This window comes from Chitinophaga fulva, assembly GCF_012927205.1.
Classification (GTDB): Bacteria; Bacteroidota; Bacteroidia; order Chitinophagales; family Chitinophagaceae; genus Chitinophaga; species Chitinophaga fulva.
The window spans coordinates 990,610-1,006,034 of the sequence record NZ_JABBGC010000001.1; the positions used below are offsets into that span (position 1 = coordinate 990,610).

Annotated in this window: 12 protein-coding genes; 7 read left to right on the plus strand and 5 right to left on the minus strand. The window is 48.0% G+C overall.

The annotated features are described in order from the left end of the window. Positions 1 to 65 precede the first annotated feature (65 nt). Positions 66 to 731, plus strand: coding sequence for a DUF5606 family protein (locus HHL17_RS04225; RefSeq protein ID WP_169223525.1), 666 nt, complete (start codon positions 66 to 68; stop codon positions 729 to 731). A 204-nt stretch (positions 732 to 935) separates the two neighbouring features. Further along, positions 936 to 2,648, plus strand: a complete 1,713-nt coding sequence (locus HHL17_RS04230) for a M3 family oligoendopeptidase (RefSeq protein ID WP_169223526.1) — start codon at positions 936 to 938, stop codon at positions 2,646 to 2,648. Between the two features lie 141 nt (positions 2,649 to 2,789). Here the strand turns inward: HHL17_RS04230 and HHL17_RS04235 are convergent, their stop codons facing one another. Further along, entirely contained in the window at positions 2,790 to 3,224 is a 435-nt protein-coding gene (locus HHL17_RS04235; protein ID WP_169223527.1) for a Fur family transcriptional regulator, read from the minus strand. 14 nt (positions 3,225 to 3,238) lie between these two features. Beyond that, positions 3,239 to 3,865 (minus strand): SCO family protein, encoded by a 627-nt coding sequence (locus HHL17_RS04240; protein ID WP_169223528.1) that lies wholly within the window; start codon positions 3,863 to 3,865, stop codon positions 3,239 to 3,241. Positions 3,866 to 4,087: 222 nt separating this feature from the next. Here HHL17_RS04240 and HHL17_RS04245 point away from each other — a divergent pair, with 222 nt between their 5' ends. The 3 genes from HHL17_RS04245 to HHL17_RS04255 all read left to right on the plus strand — a co-directional run bounded on the left by HHL17_RS04245 (position 4,088) and on the right by HHL17_RS04255 (position 8,405). Then, positions 4,088 to 4,486 (plus strand): MerC domain-containing protein, encoded by a 399-nt coding sequence (locus HHL17_RS04245; protein WP_169223529.1) that lies wholly within the window; start codon positions 4,088 to 4,090, stop codon positions 4,484 to 4,486. A 9-nt stretch (positions 4,487 to 4,495) separates the two neighbouring features. After that, positions 4,496 to 5,680: a GTP-binding protein gene (locus HHL17_RS04250; RefSeq protein ID WP_169223530.1), complete on the plus strand. Its 1,185-nt coding sequence runs from the start codon at positions 4,496 to 4,498 to the stop codon at positions 5,678 to 5,680. Positions 5,681 to 5,942: 262 nt separating this feature from the next. After that, a complete protein-coding gene (locus HHL17_RS04255) occupies positions 5,943 to 8,405 on the plus strand; it encodes a TonB-dependent receptor (RefSeq protein WP_169223531.1) in 2,463 nt (820 codons plus the stop codon). 8 nt (positions 8,406 to 8,413) lie between these two features. On the opposite strand, the gene HHL17_RS04260 is transcribed toward HHL17_RS04255, so the two are convergent. The 3 genes from HHL17_RS04260 to HHL17_RS04270 all read right to left on the minus strand — a co-directional run bounded on the left by HHL17_RS04260 (position 8,414) and on the right by HHL17_RS04270 (position 10,530). Further along, positions 8,414 to 9,085: a hypothetical protein gene (locus HHL17_RS04260; protein WP_169223532.1), complete on the minus strand. Its 672-nt coding sequence runs from the start codon at positions 9,083 to 9,085 to the stop codon at positions 8,414 to 8,416. 72 nt (positions 9,086 to 9,157) lie between these two features. After that, positions 9,158 to 9,724 carry a phosphoribosylglycinamide formyltransferase gene (purN, locus tag HHL17_RS04265; protein WP_169223533.1) on the minus strand — a complete coding sequence of 189 codons (567 nt, stop codon included), beginning with the start codon at positions 9,722 to 9,724 and terminating at the stop codon, positions 9,158 to 9,160. A 53-nt stretch (positions 9,725 to 9,777) separates the two neighbouring features. Beyond that, positions 9,778 to 10,530, minus strand: a complete 753-nt coding sequence (locus HHL17_RS04270; RefSeq protein ID WP_169223534.1) for a copper resistance protein NlpE N-terminal domain-containing protein — start codon at positions 10,528 to 10,530, stop codon at positions 9,778 to 9,780. A gap of 492 nt (positions 10,531 to 11,022) precedes the next feature. Between HHL17_RS04270 and HHL17_RS04275 the strand changes: the two genes are divergently transcribed. Together HHL17_RS04275 and HHL17_RS04280 are read left to right on the plus strand one after the other, a co-directional pair. Beyond that, positions 11,023 to 12,252 (plus strand): c-type cytochrome, encoded by a 1,230-nt coding sequence (locus HHL17_RS04275; protein WP_317166566.1) that lies wholly within the window; start codon positions 11,023 to 11,025, stop codon positions 12,250 to 12,252. 94 nt (positions 12,253 to 12,346) lie between these two features. After that, positions 12,347 to 15,412, plus strand: a complete 3,066-nt coding sequence (locus HHL17_RS04280) for a TAT-variant-translocated molybdopterin oxidoreductase (RefSeq protein WP_169223535.1) — start codon at positions 12,347 to 12,349, stop codon at positions 15,410 to 15,412. The last annotated feature ends 13 nt before the right edge of the window (positions 15,413 to 15,425 follow it).

A 15,425-nucleotide genomic window follows, 5' to 3' on the forward strand; every position in this document is an offset into this window, starting at 1 on the left:
GTGAAAATTTGTCAGCGGGCAATCTATTATAATTATTTATATTTGCGCTTCCTAAAAATTAGAACATGCAGTACAGAGAAATTGTTGCAGTAACCGGATTGGGCGGTTTGTTTCAGTTAATTGCCAGCAAACAAGATGGCGCCATCGTTAGGTCACTGGAAGATAAAAGCACAAGGTTTGTATCTTCCCGCGTGCATAATTTTACTCCACTGGAAAGTATTGAAGTTTTCACTACCGGTGAAAATGTAAACCTGGCTGAAGTATTCAAAGCCATGGACGAAAAAGCGGCTGCTTTTCCGCTGATTGACGGCAAAGCAGACAATAACGCGATCAAAGCTTATTTCAAGAGCGTATATCCTGAATTCGATGAAGAAAGGGTATATGTGAGCGATATGAAGAAAATGGTGAAATGGTTTGGTATCCTCAAAGCGAACGATCTGCTGAAGTTTGAGGAAATCCTGGCCGAAGGTGAAGAGGTAGTGGAAGAGGCAGTTGAAGCTGAAGAAGCTTCAGCTCCTGCTAAAAAGAAAAAAGCTGCTGAACCTGTTGCTGAAGAAGCTGCCGGAGAAGAAAAGCCTAAAAAGCCCCGCGCTAAAAAAGCTGCCGCAGCTGAAGGCGAAGAGGAAAAAGCACCTAAGAAAGCAAAAGCTAAAAAAGAAGATGCTCCTGCTGCCGAAGGTGAAGAACCTAAAAAAGCGGCTAAACCCCGCAAGAAAAAAACAGAAGAATAGTTTAGCATTTAGCTATTTGAATATTTTGATATTTAGCATAGCTGCTTCTGCGCAAGGCTTTCTAAATAACCAAATAACTAAATAACAAAATAACTCAGGCTTCCGCATACAGTACTTCACTGTAACGGAAGCCTGATTCATTTGTAGGAATTGAGGGAAATTGACTAAATTCCGAATCCGAAAAATTCAGTAAAACATCAGCACATGAACGCAGATATAAAAAAACTTCCCCGTCACTTTCTGCCGGAAACGTTTGAAGTGACTACCTGGGACGCACTGCAGCCATACTATGAAGCACTGCAGCAAAGAGACATCAACAGCGTGGCAGACCTGGAACAATGGCTGAAAGATATCAGTGAACTGGAGGCCGTGGTTAGCGAAGACGCCTGCTGGCGCCAGATCAAAATGACCTGCGATACGACCAACAAGGAACTGGAAGATGCTTTCACCTACTTCTGCATGGAGATACAGCCCCGCCTGCAACCCTACGCAGATGCACTCAATAAAAAATTACTGGACACCCCCTTCCTGAAGGACCTGGACCAGGGCCTGTATAAAACCTATCTCCGTAATGTAGAGAAACAGGTGAAACTTTTCCGCGAGGAAAATATCCCCCTGCAGGCCGAACTGAGTGTAACAGGGCAACAATACGGCGTTATTTCCGGTAAGATGACCATCACGGTTAACGGACAGGAATATACGTTGCAACAGGCCGCAAAATTCCTGAAAAATGAAGACCGCGCACTGAGGGAGGAAGTATTCGGTAAAACTGCTGCCCGTCGCCTCCAGGACCGTGAAGCACTGGATAACCTGTATACCAGCCTCGTACAAAAACGGGACCTGGTAGCTAAAAACGCCGGCTTCGCTAACTACCGCGATTACAAGTTTGTAGAACTGGGCCGCTTTGATTACACCAAAGAAGATTGTTTCCTGTTCCATGAAGCAGTAAAAACACATATCCTGCCGCTGGTACAACAAATACTGGAAAAACAGCAGGCCAAACTGAAAGTGGATAAACTGAGACCATGGGACACAGAAGCTGAACCAGTGGGTGTAAAGCCGCTTGAACCTTTCCAGACTGGTGAGGAGCTGATCACTAAAACAATTGAAATTTTCGACCAGCTGGGACCGTTTTTTGGTGATTGCCTGCGGGTGATGAAAAAAATAGGCCGTCTCGATCTGGAGAGCCGTATCGGTAAAGCTCCCGGAGGATACAACTGCCCGCTGCCTGAAACCGGGGTGCCTTTTATCTTCATGAACGCGGCTGGCCAGATGGGCGACGTTACCACCATGGTACACGAAGGTGGTCATGCTGTTCATTCCTTCCTGAGCCATAACCTGTCGCTGAGCGCCTTTAAAGAGTATCCAATGGAGATCGCTGAAGTGGCCAGCATGAGCATGGAGCTGATGGCGATGGGGTACCTGGATATTTTCTTTGATGATAAAGAAGAGTTACGTCGCGCACGGCTTCAGCAGCTGGAAAGATCAGTTACCGTTTTCCCGTGGATTGCAACGATCGATAAATTCCAACACTGGGTATACGAACATCCGCAACATACTACCGAAGAACGTACCGCTAAATGGCTGGAAATACTGAACGAGTTCTCCCCTGCTGTAGTAGACTGGAGTGGATATGAAGACTACCGTGCTGCCAGCTGGCAACGTCAGTTGCATCTCTTTGAAGTGCCTTTCTATTACATTGAATATGGTATTGCTCAACTGGGCGCTATCGCCATGTGGAAACAGTTCAAGGAAAACAAACAAGCAGCGCTCGATAATTACGTACAGGCGTTAAGTTTAGGAAACACTAAAACACTTCCTGAATTGTATAAAGCTGCTGGTATCCGCTTTGATTTGTCTCCGGCATACATCAAGGAGCTGGCTGATTTTATGAGAGACGAGATAGCGAAAATTTAGAAGTATTTTGATTGGCGATTTTTTGATTTCGCGAATAAAAAATCTGGTAATAAAAAAGCGAAGACCAAAGCAGCTATTGCTTTGGTCTTCGCTTTTTATCGGGCTGCGAAATCAAAAATCGCAAATCAAAAATTACCGGAATTATTTACAGGATTTACATACGCCGTTTACTACCACTTCCACATTGTGCATGGCGTAACCTTTCGGCAGCTGTATGCTGGGAACATCGGTTTCATCCAGGCAGGTAGTCGCACCGCAGTTTTCGCACTTGAAATGTACGTGATGATCATGATGATGATGTTCTGTACATTCCGATTTGCATACGGCATAACGCACAGACGTATCGGTGGTCGGTATCTTATGGATAATTCCTTTTTCAAGAAATGTCTGCAGGGTACGGTATACGGTCACACGGTCAAATGATTTGCCCGCGAGTTTTTCAAAGTCACTGTGTTCAAGTGCTCCGTTACTTCTCATGAACAGCTCCAGAATTTTCACTCTGGTATCTGTTATGCTCAATTTGCTGTCCCGCAGTAAGGCGCTAATTCTTTCTGTTATTTGTTGTTTGGTACCCATGATGAAAAAAACTTTTATTCTTCCATTAATCGGTCAATATCGTTAATCAGTTTGTCTACGTCCTGTTTTTTGGTGCCTTCGTACAGACCGCGTATCTGGCCGGCTTTATCTACCAGCGCAAACCACTGGGTGTGTACAAAGTCCTCGTCACCGGTGTAAGTGCCGTCATCCACAAGATATCCCTGACGGGCAAGTGCATACAGCTCTTTTTTAGTACCGGTAAGGAACCACCAATTTTTGGAGTCTGCACCATGTTTTTGGGCGTAAGCTTTTAATACCGGAACGCTGTCATGCTCCGGATCCACCGTATGAGACAGGATCAGGAAGTCCGGTTTGTCTTTATATTTTGCGTATACTTTTTCCATATTGGCATTCATCTTCGGACAAATACCGGTACAGGTGGTGAAAAAATATTCCGCTACATAAATTTTGCCCTGCACGTCAGCCTTGCTTTTGGTATGCCCGTCCTGATCAGTAAAGGAAAAACCCTGAACAGTATGGCCTGGCGCGCCGAGAATCGGTAATTTTTCCTTACCCAGGAAAGTACCCCTTTCCCCTTTAATAACATAACCGGCATATCCCAGAAATCCGAGGCTCAGCACGGTGAAAAATACAGTATATAAGATCGCTTTCTTAGACATAGGTGAAAAATCCCCGCTGTTTAACGTCAAAAATTAATCAATGCACAAAGGTAACACTTGTTTGACAGACACGAATCATGTAAAGCTATTTTACCCTGTTTTAGATAGATAATCAATTAATTAGAAATTACTTTAAAAGATATATTTAATCTATGCTGTTTTTTATTTGCAACATTGTTGCAAAATTACATAGTTTTGCGACAGGATCAAAATTCAGGTAAGGTGGAGAATATATTTAGAAGAATGAATCTGGACACGATAGGAATAGGTGCTTCTATGATCTGTGCGGTACATTGTGCCCTGTTGCCTTTATTGTTTGCTGCTCTCCCGCTATTGGGAATGGAAATAACGGAAAATACAGTCCTGGAATATTGTCTGTTGCTGTTTTCCTTTGGAATAGGCGCACTGGCCCTCGGCCAGGGATACCTGCGTCACCACCGCCGGCTGTTGCCGCTGTTGCTGTTTATTTCAGGGTTTGCCCTGTTGCTGGGCGGTCACTTCTGGACGGAGGCCGCTGCCTGGGAATATACCCTGATATGCATCGGGGCCGCCGCTATCGTAGGCGCACACCTGCTTAATCAGCGTCATCGCCGGTATTGCAGGGTACATAAGCATCACTAACAATAGCATATGAAAAAATTACCTGTTACCGTGCTGAGTGGTTTCCTCGGCGCAGGGAAAACTACGCTCCTGAATCACGTATTACATAATCGTGAAAATCTTCGTGTAGCCGTCATCGTTAATGATATGAGCGAAGTGAATATTGACGCTCAACTGGTGAAGAATGAAAACACCCTGCATAAGACAGAAGAACGACTGGTGGAAATGAGCAACGGCTGCATCTGCTGCACATTGCGCGATGACCTGCTTATAGCAGTGGAACAGCTGGCAAGGGAAAACCGCTTCGATTATCTGCTGATTGAATCCACCGGTATCTCTGAACCAGTTCCGGTAGCGCAAACATTCTGTTACCAGGATGAAAACAATGGCATAGACCTGAGCGCTGTTAGTCGCCTTGATACCATGGTGACCGTAGTGGACGCTTATAACTTCACGCGTGATTACAGCAGCGTCGCCTTGCTGCAGGACCAGGGCCTGACAGCGGATGCTGCCGATCAGCGGGCAATCGTGAACCTGCTCACGGACCAGGTGGAATTTGCCAATGTGATTGTGCTGAATAAATGTGACCTCGTCAGTCCGGAACAACTAGGGAATCTGAAAGCCCTCCTGCGCAAACTCAACGCCACTGCCGTGATCATAGATGCAGTAAACGGCCAGGTGCCACTGAATCAGATACTGAACACCGGTTTATTCGATTTTGAAACAACCTCGCAAAGTGCCGGCTGGCAGGCGGAGCTGGAACAGGAACATACACCCGAAACGGAAGAATATGGCATTAGCTCTTTTGTATACCGGAGCAGGAAACCCTTTCATCCCGAACGTTTCTGGCAATATCTCCATGAACAATGGCCGGGCAATATTATCCGCAGCAAAGGGCTGTTCTGGCTGGCATCGCGGCCGAAACTGGCGGTCAACTGGAGCCAGGCCGGTGGTTCCCTCCGGGCGGAGAAAGCCGGTTACTGGTGGTGCGCCATCCCCCGCCAGCAATGGAATCTCGATGAAGAAATGTACCAGCTGATCACCAGTCGATGGGATGAACGCTTCGCCGACCGTTACAATGAGCTGGTACTGATCGGACAGGATATGGACCAGGTCAATATCACAGCGGAGCTGGACCGCTGTCTCTGCACTGAAACTGAGGTGAATCGTTATTTGCAGGGAGATGTTTTTCATGACCCTTTTCCGGCAATGTAAACCCCGCTGGTGGTATCAATGGGACATATCCCGATATGGTTGATAACCATGTTCCCTCGTGTACGGCTTGTGCTGTCACCGGCTGAGTCATCTCCCAGTTTTATTTTATCAGCCTTAATTTAGGTTAGTCTAAATAATAATTAAGGCAAGTGTAAAATAAGGTTATAGTTTTGTGAAAAAATAACCGCAGTCGTGAGGGGAAGTGTCATCACTTATCCCGGGACCCCGTGCGCCTGCTTTACCTACAAGTGTCAGATTTTACATGAAATATTTATTTACACTACTGGGTGCCCTGTTGTTGATGTTATCGTCGCACGCCCAACAGGGGACCATTACGGGAAAAATTACAGCCAACGGCAAACCGGTACAATTTGCAAACATCGCTATACCGGCGCTGAAAGCTGGTGCTGTGGCGGATCAACAGGGAATGTTCGTTGTCCGGAATTTACAACCGGGAACATATGATGTCAAAGTATCCATGATCGGTTACCAACCGATGACTTTGAAAAAAAGTATTCGTGGCAACCAGACGGTCACACTGGATATCACCCTGGAAGAAGATCTGTCTAAGCTGAATGAAGTGGTGGTGACTGGCGTGTCCCGCGCCACCGCAGTGCGCAAAAATCCTATACCCATTGCCGTTATAGGTAAGAGAGAGATGAACATGCACGTGAACAGCAATATCATTGATGCTATTGTAAAAGGCGTACCGGGCGTGAGCGCTGTTACTACGGGGCCTAACATCTCCAAACCTTTTATCCGTGGCCTCGGATATAACCGTGTGCTGACGCTCTTCGACGGCGTACGGCAGGAAGGGCAACAATGGGGCGATGAACATGGTATCGAAGTAGATCAATATGGCATAGCAAGAGCGGAAGTGGTGAAAGGACCCGCCAGTCTTACTTACGGCTCCGATGCGCTCGCCGGGGTTATTAATATGATACCGGATATCCCGGAAACAGAACCGGGCAAGCTCAAAGGCAATTTCCTGACAGACTACCATAGCAACAACGGGATGATCGGTTCTTCACTGGGGCTGGCCTACAGCAAAAACGATTGGAAATACGTATTGCGGGGCACCATGAAAACCGCTCACAACTACCGCAATAAAGTCGACGGTTTTGTGTATGGCACCGCTTTCCGCGAATACAACGTGACGGCGCTGGCCAGGGTAGACAAATCCTGGGGGTATTCGCAGTGGGGCGCCAGTTTGTATGATAACACACAGGAAATCCCTGATGGCAGCCGGGACTCACTGACGCGCAAATTTACCCGGCAGGTGAAAGATGCCGACGATGATATCAAAGACAGGCCCATCGTACCGGACAACGAGCTGCGCACCTATACCCTGAATCCGTTACATCAGCATATTCAACATTACCGGTTATATAACCGTACCCGCTGGCAGCTCGGCAAAGGAGACCTGAACTCCCTGCTGGGCTTGCAACAGAGCATTCGCAGGGAATATAACCACCCGGAAATGGCGGTCCAGCCGGGACTATATGTAGTGTTGAACACGCTCAATTATGATCTGCGTTACAACCTGCCGGCTATCGCAGGCATAGAAACTACTGTGGGCGTGAATGGCATGTATCAGCGTAACCGCAGCCGCAATGCCACCGACTTCCCCATTCCGGATTACAACCTGTTTGACATCGGCGGTTTTTTCTTTGCTAAGAAAACGCTTGGTCAGCTGGACATTTCCGGTGGTCTTCGTTATGATAGCCGGAATATCCGATGGAATGATTTTTATGTAGGCCCCAATAAAGACAATGGATTCGACAAAAAATACGAGCTGCCCGATACTGCCGGTGCGAAGTTGCAGTTCCCTGCTTTCCGGCATAATTACACCGGTATCTCCGGTAGTCTGGGTGTTACCTGGAACCTGAGCCAGCGCGTGTTGCTGAAAGCTAATATTGCCAGAGGCTATCGGGCGCCTAATATCACAGAAATTGGTTCCAACGGGCTGGACCCCGGCGCCCATATCGTATACCTGGGCAACCGGGAGTTTAAGCCGGAATTCAGTCTCCAGCAGGACCTGGGCTTCCTGGCTTATCTGCCCGATCTGGATATCAGTGTGGAAGTGTTTAATAATAACATCGATAATTATATCTACCAGGCAAGATTGTATGATGCCAATGGCGAGCCGGTGGTGATAGTGCCCGGCAATGCCACGTATCGTTACCAGCAATCCGGTGCGCGGCTGTATGGGGCAGAAGTGAGTGTAAATCTGCATCCGCGTACTGTGCCCTGGTTGACGATGGATAACAGTGCCGCCTATACGGAAGGGCGTAACCGCAACCAGGCACTCATTGACTTACATGGCGATGCAGCCCGCTACCTTCCCTTTATACCGCCGTTGCATATACGTTCAGCCGTGAAGGCCATGGCATCCCGCAACTTTGGCGTGTTCTCCAAAGCTTATGTGCGGGCCGAGGTGGACCGTTTCTCTGCACAAAATCATTTTTATGGTGTAGATAATACAGAGACTTACACTGCCGGCTATACGCTGATTAATGTTGGTGCCGGTTCCGGTATTGTGAATAAGAAGGGAAAGACGGTGATGGAATTGTTTTTCCAGCTGGACAATGTATTTGACGTGGCTTATCAGGCCAATATGAACCGGTTGAAATACTTCGAGTATTATAATGCTTCCCCCAATGGCCGGAAGGGTATTTATAATATGGGGCGGAATTTCAGTGCGAAGGTGATTGTACCTTTTTAGATAATGGTTTATTTACGAAGGCGGAGGCCCAGCTTGATACCGAGGTGCAGGCTGGGCAATACGCTTACCAGCGTGCCTTTGTTGCGGTTTACCACACCGTTGTCGCCCAGCTCGTAGTTGTCGGAGTGATAGGCTTTGCCTCTGAGGCCTATGCCGAAGTATGGATCGAGCACCAGTTTCTCTCTGCGGAACTGCCGGCCTACGAGTAACTGTATCGCATATACATCTTTGGAAGCTGAATTGGTGTAGGTGTTGTTGTTCAGCGTTACATCCTGATTGGAGTAGAACACTTTTTTGTAAATCAGTACCGGTTCAAAGTAGGTGCCGGCTGCGGAGCTGGGACCTATTTCCCGGGTGATCAGATAATAGCGGAGCCCTGCCCTGAATCCCAGTCCTGCCCCATCCACAAACTGTTCAGTACTGATGTCCGGTTTCTTCTGACCGAAATCGATCTTTTTAGCCAGCACATAGTCGGGGTAGTCAGTATAGATACCGCTGATGCCCAGTTCTATACTAACTTTATCAGAGATGTCCTGTTCCAGAATGATATCCAGTTCATTAATCAGGGTAGAGGGATTCATTTTGAGATAGGTAGACCTGAACCGTTTTACACCTTCCTGGGCATAGGAGGAGGCAAATGAGAAAGAGAGTATTCCGATGAGCAACAGAGTCTTTTTCATACAGTTAGTAGGTAGCTAAGGGTGAGGGTGATGGGCGGTGTGCAGCTACTGGTGGGGGCTGCACACCGTTTGTTATTTTAGCAATATTCGTTCCACAATTACCGGAAACCATTGATGCTCCAGTGCCTGCACCTTGCGGGCAACAGTCTCCGGAGTGTCTTCAGGAGTGACGATGCAACGTTCCTGAAGAATCGGTTCTCCATCATCATATTTTTCATTGACGAAGTGAATCGTGATGCCGCTTTCTGTTTCTCCGGCAGCTACCACCGCTTCATGCACAAAATGCCCATACATGCCTTTGCCTCCATACTTGGGGAGCAGCGCCGGGTGGATGTTGATGATCTGGTTAGGAAATGCCTGTACCAGGTTGGCCGGTACTTTCCAGAGGAAACCAGCCAGGACGATCAGGTCTGTACGTTGCTCCTTCAGGAGCTGCACATATGTATCCGTATGGAAAAATTTCTCTTTTTCAATTAAAACGGCGGGTATGCCTTCCCGTTGGGCGATGTCCAACACCCCTGCTCCGGGTTTGTTGCATACAATCATGGCTACCCTGCCTTTATCCGAATTCCTGAAATGATCGATGATCTTTTGCGCGTTGCTTCCTGCACCCGATGCGAAAATGACAATATTTTTCAACAGTACTGTTTTAGGCGCAAAGGTACTATTTCAGACGTTTTTTTGGCCGGGAGTTATTTCAGGTACTCTCCGCAACCATGATAAGTTTGTTCTTTTGTCTTCACCTCTACGCTGTTTGGGCGCATGAGGCCGCTCATGTCGTCGGTACACATGGTGTTACGGATAGTGACAGTAAGCTGCGGGGTGGTATACACCTTCAGGGTGTCTGTATTGGGCCTGGGTGCTGGGAGGGGCGCCACCACGCTGTCGCCGGAGGCGGTATGGAACAGGATTTTCCGGGCTTCCAGGTCGAGGCTCCAGAAAGGTTCGTTGCCGGTAGCGGTGAAGGTGATGCCGGCGCCGGCTTTTTGGGCCAGCAGGTCGCGGCGGTCGCCGCCTTCTACCGGTTTCAGAACGTAGTTGCTGGCGAGGGCGCCTTCAATACGTTTGCCTTGTTTATCGAGTACGAGCAGTTTGCTGTCGGAAGCGAGGAAAGAGCTGCTATCGGTTTTTTTCTTGATGCTGACGATGGAATCGTTGATCTGCTGCCAGGTACCCTTCTCTGTGAAGGCGATTCCCTGTCCCCTTCCCTGGTATGATACCAGTTCGGTGAAGGTATGGTCGTCAAAGAGGCTGATCTGATAGTCCATCCCCGGGCAGTCAGCACAAGGGAGCGTACCCTGATAGGTGCCGGTGATATGGGTGGTGATGGCAGCTGGGGTTTGTTTGCCGGCAGCGGTGCTGTCGGTGGTAGTTTGGGAGGTTTGATTATTGTTGCAGGCCATCAGGGCGGCAAACAGGGTCGTTAAGCAAATGAGTTTACGCATGGGACTATTATTTTACAGACAGATTGAACATTCTGGTCCGGTGGCAGGTTATTTATGGTAAAAATAAGATACTTACCGTAAATTCAGGTGGCAGAGGTAATATAATATATTATGTGGCAAGGATATAGGGGGCCGCTATGAAGTTTTGATCTGCATATATTAATATTATATCCCGCTGAAAACGCCTGCCCTACTACTTATAGGTCTGTCAGCAAAAGGGGATTGAACTTTCAATCAAAATAATAAGTTTTGAAAGGTCCGGAGGGGCATAACTCCTGAATTAGCCAGCACAAAGGATTACATCGGAAAAGTTACAGTTCGGGAAGCGAAAATGAAGCATTTCTTAAGGCAAATAATTTTTAGAATTGTTGGTAAATTGTCAACATTGTGTCTTATTTTTGCTGGCACTTTTAAGAAACTTTAGGTCAAATCTAAACTATATAGGCTGTGTATCGTCGTGTTTCCATTCTTTTGCGCAAGCATTTTGTGAGTGTGCTTATTCTATGCGCTAGTATAGTAATTCCGTTTTCTGCCGTAAAAGCAGCGGATCCTGCCAAGGGTAAGCAAATCTTCCAACAAAACTGCGCTTCATGTCACAATGTCCATAAGAAGCTGACAGGTCCTGCACTGGCGGGTGTAGAAGGTCGCTGGTCCGATAAGAAATTATTGCACCAGTGGATCCACAACTCCGCTTCCGTATTGGCGTCTGGCGACAAGTACGCCAACGACCTCTTTAATGAGTACAACAAAACCGCGATGACGGCCTTCCCTGCGTTAAGCAATGAAGACATTGACGACATCCTGGCGTTCATTAAAGTTGAAGAGGCTAAACCTGTAGGTGGTGCTAAACCGGAAGGTGGTACTGCTACTGCCGGTGCTAAAGAGCAAGGCAGCGACAACAGCCTTCTTTTTGGTATCATCACCCTGATCCTGGCTGTAGTAGCCCTGATCCTGATGCAGATCAACAGCAACCTGAACAAACTTGCTGGTGATAAAGAAGGTCAGCCTACTCCAGAGCCGATCCCCTTCTACAAAAACAAAGCCTACATCGCACTGGCTATCCTGGTGCTCTTCATGGTAGGCGGTTACTTCACCATCCAGGGAGCTATAGGGCTGGGTCGTCAGAAAGACTACATGCCTGAGCAGCCGATCTTCTACAGCCACAAAGTGCACGCCGGTATCAACCAGATCAACTGTCTGTATTGCCACGCCGGTGCTGAGAAGAGCAAGCACGCCATGATTCCTTCCGAGAACATCTGTATGAACTGTCACAAAGCCATTAAAGAGTACTCCGGCCCTGAGCTGTTTACTGCTGAAGGCAAAAAAGTAGACGGTACTGCAGAAATCGCAAAATTATACGATTACGTAGGCTGGGACGCTGAAAAAGGTAAGTATACCAAACCAGGTCGTCCTATCGAATGGACTAAGATCCACAACCTGCCTGACCACGTTTACTTTAACCACTCCCAACACACAGTGGCCGGTAAACAACAATGTCAGACCTGCCACGGCAACATCACCGAAATGGATGAAGTACATCAGTTCGCCGACCTCTCTATGGGCTGGTGTATCAACTGCCACCGTACTACCAAAGTGCAGTTCGCTGACAACAACTACTACAGCATCTTCGAGAAACTTCATCAGGATATTAAAGATAAGAAGATCGATAGTGTGACTGTTGAAATGGTAGGTGGTACTGAATGTCAAAAATGTCACTACTAGAAAGGATTTAACGCATCATGATTTTCTGCTTACAGAAAATCATGACGTGTTTCAGAAGATATCAAAATTTATAAACGTAACTCGTTAATATAACATGGAGCAAAAAAAGTATTGGAAAGGCTTGGAGGAGTTGCACAATACCGAAGCGCATCAGGAAATTGTGAAGAACGAATTCAGAGAAGAATTGCCGTTTGAGAGTGAAGGCCTGTTGAATGCTACTACCCCCCGCAGGGACTTTCTGAAATACCTCGGTTTTACCACTGCTGCTGCTACTATCGCAGCCAGCTGCGAAACTCCCGTTCATAAGGCTATCCCCTACGTGAACAAACCGGAAGAGATCACTCCGGGCGTAGCCAATTATTATGCTTCTGCTTACGCCATCGATGGTGAATACGTACCGGTTGTGGTTAAAACCCGCGAAGGTCGTCCCATCAAAATAGAAGGTAACACCCTGTCTTCCATCACAGGTGGTTCTACCTCCGCTAAAGTACAAGGCGCTGTACTGAGCCTGTACGACGTAGCCCGTCTGCGTTTCCCGACTATCGGCGGTACTGAAACAACCTGGACAGAGCTGGACAAACAAGTAGGCGCTGCACTGGCCGGCCTGGGCGGTGCTCCTGCAGTTTTGTTAAGCACTTCCATCCTCAGCCCTACTACCAAGAAAGTAATCGATGCTTTCCTGGCTAAGTATCCAAACTCCCGCCACGTAGTATACGATCCGGTGTCTTACTCCGGTATGCTGCTCGCGAACGAGGCTGCCTACGGTAAAAGGACCATTCCTTCCTACCACTTCGAAAATGCTAAAACCATCGTTAGCCTTGGCGCCGACTTCATCGGTACCTGGCTCAACCCGGTTGAATACGCCCGTCAGTTTGCCCAAACCCGTAAGGTAAGTGCTAAAAAACCGGAAATGTCCAAACTGTTCCAGTTTGAAAGCAACATGAGCCTCACCGGTGCAAACGCGGACGAAAGATATACACACAAACCTTCTGAAGCTGGTGCTGTAGCACTGGCCCTGCTGGCCGCCGTAGGTGGCAGCGTTAGCGCTCCCAAACTGGACGCTAAAGTGGAAGCAGGCGTTAAGAAGGCTGCCAATGAACTGAAAGCCAGCGCTGGTAAAGCACTGGTGGTAAGTGGCTCCAACGACGTGAACGTTCAGCTGATCGTAAACGCCATCAACAACATCGTAGGCGCTAACGGTACTACTATCGACTGGGCTAACCCTTCCGGTTACCGTCAGGGTATCGACGCTGATATGGCTAAACTGGTAGGCGATATGAATGCCGGCAGCATCGGTGCTGTACTGGTATACGGCGCTAACCCCGCTTACGACTACTTCGACGCAGCTAAGTTCAGCGAAGGCCTGAAGAAAGTGAAAACTTCCATTTCCTTCAACGACCGCCTCGACGAAACGACTGAACTGTGTAAATATGCCGCTCCTGATCACCACTTCCTGGAAAACTGGAACGATGCTCAGGGCAAACCAGGCTACTATAGCTTCGCACAGCCTACCATCTCCCCGCTCTTCAAAACACGTGCTGCGCAGGACTCCCTGCTGGCATGGACAGGCAACACCACTACCTGGGCTGACTACCTGAAAGCTGAATGGATCAGCAAACTGGGCAGCCAGGAAGCATGGGACAAAGCCCTGCAGGACGGTGTGGTAGAACCAGCCACAGCTCCGGCTCTGGGTGGCGCCTCCTTCGCTGGTGATATCGCCGGTGCCGCCGCTAAAATCAGCAGCGCGAAAAAAGGTGGTAAATACGAACTGGTACTGTACGAAAAAGTGGCCATCGGTAACGGTAGACAATCCAACAACCCATGGTTGCAGGAAATGCCTGACCCGATCACCCGCGCTACCTGGGACAACTACGCTTGTATCTCCAACACCCTCGCTAAAACTTTCTCCGCTGAGCTGGGTGACGATTACGAAATCAACGTTGAAAAGAAAGAACTGAAAATAAAAGCCAACGGCAAAGAAATCGTACTGCCGATGCTGATCATCCCGGGTATGCACCCTGAAGTGATCGCTATCGCGGTAGGTTATGGCCGTGGTAAAAACGTTGGCCGCGCTGCTGCTGAAGTAGGCCAGAACGCTTATCCGCTGGTAAGCTACAACGGTCAGACTTTCGATTACTTCGCTGTTGATGCTTCCGTAGAAGCTACCGGTAAAAAATACCCTGTTGCTTTAACACAAACGCACAATAGCTACGAAGGCCGTCCTATCGTTAAAGAAACGACCCTCGAAGAGTTCAAGCACAATCCTAAAGAAGTAAACGAAGACAGGGAAGAGCTGAAGAAATTCGGTAAAGACTTCCGCAGCGATGCTACCCTGTATTCTTCTCATCCTTATCCTGGTATCAAATGGGGCATGTCTATCGACCTGAACACTTGTTTCGGTTGCGGTGCTTGTACCATTGCCTGCCAGGCGGAAAACAACGTTTCCGTAGTAGGTAAAGACGAAGTGGCGAAAGCGCATGAAATGCACTGGATCCGCATCGACCGTTACTTCAGCGGAGATGAAAACAATCCGGAAGTAGTGTTCCAGCCGATGCTGTGCCAACACTGCGATAACGCTCCTTGCGAAAACGTTTGTCCGGTAGGTGCTACCAACCACAGCTCTGAAGGTATTAACCAGATGGCTTACAACCGTTGCATCGGTACCCGTTACTGCGCTAACAACTGTCCTTATAAAGTTCGTCGCCTCAACTGGAGAGACTGGAACGGTGCGGACAGCTTCGAAAACAACCTGTACGACGTAGCAGATATGAACGATAACCTCACCCGCATGGTACTGAACCCAGATGTAGTGGTTCGTAGCCGTGGTGTGATGGAAAAATGCTCTTTCTGCGTACAACGTTTACAGGAAGCTAAACTGGAAGCTAAAAAAGCTGGCCATCCGATGAAAGATGGTGCTGCTAAAACAGCTTGCCAACAGGCTTGTGGCGCTGATGCGATCGTGTTCGGTAACGTCAACGACAAAAACAGCGAAATCTATAAGATCCGTAACGAAGAGCAAACTGAGAGAATGTACTACGTGCTGGAAGAAACACACGTACTGCCTTCTATCAACTACCTGGCTAAGATCAGAAACAAAGATGCCGCTCCTAAAAAAGCAGAGAAAGAATCTGCTCACAAGGAAGAAGCGCATCACGCGTAAGATCTTTTAACAG

What these genes read in the sequence shown, in the direction of transcription:
- HHL17_RS04255 (WP_169223531.1), top strand. Translation starts at nt 5,943, where the DNA reads ATGAAATATTTATTTACACTACTGGGTGCCCTGTTGTTGATGTTATCG.
- HHL17_RS04280 (WP_169223535.1), top strand. Translation starts at nt 12,347, where the DNA reads ATGGAGCAAAAAAAGTATTGGAAAGGCTTGGAGGAGTTGCACAATACC.
- HHL17_RS04270 (WP_169223534.1), bottom strand. Translation starts at nt 10,530, where the DNA reads ATGCGTAAACTCATTTGCTTAACGACCCTGTTTGCCGCCCTGATGGCC.
- HHL17_RS04240 (WP_169223528.1), bottom strand. Translation starts at nt 3,865, where the DNA reads ATGTCTAAGAAAGCGATCTTATATACTGTATTTTTCACCGTGCTGAGC.
- HHL17_RS04250 (WP_169223530.1), top strand. Translation starts at nt 4,496, where the DNA reads ATGAAAAAATTACCTGTTACCGTGCTGAGTGGTTTCCTCGGCGCAGGG.
- HHL17_RS04230 (WP_169223526.1), top strand. Translation starts at nt 936, where the DNA reads ATGAACGCAGATATAAAAAAACTTCCCCGTCACTTTCTGCCGGAAACG.
- HHL17_RS04235 (WP_169223527.1), bottom strand. Translation starts at nt 3,224, where the DNA reads ATGGGTACCAAACAACAAATAACAGAAAGAATTAGCGCCTTACTGCGG.
- HHL17_RS04225 (WP_169223525.1), top strand. Translation starts at nt 66, where the DNA reads ATGCAGTACAGAGAAATTGTTGCAGTAACCGGATTGGGCGGTTTGTTT.
- HHL17_RS04260 (WP_169223532.1), bottom strand. Translation starts at nt 9,085, where the DNA reads ATGAAAAAGACTCTGTTGCTCATCGGAATACTCTCTTTCTCATTTGCC.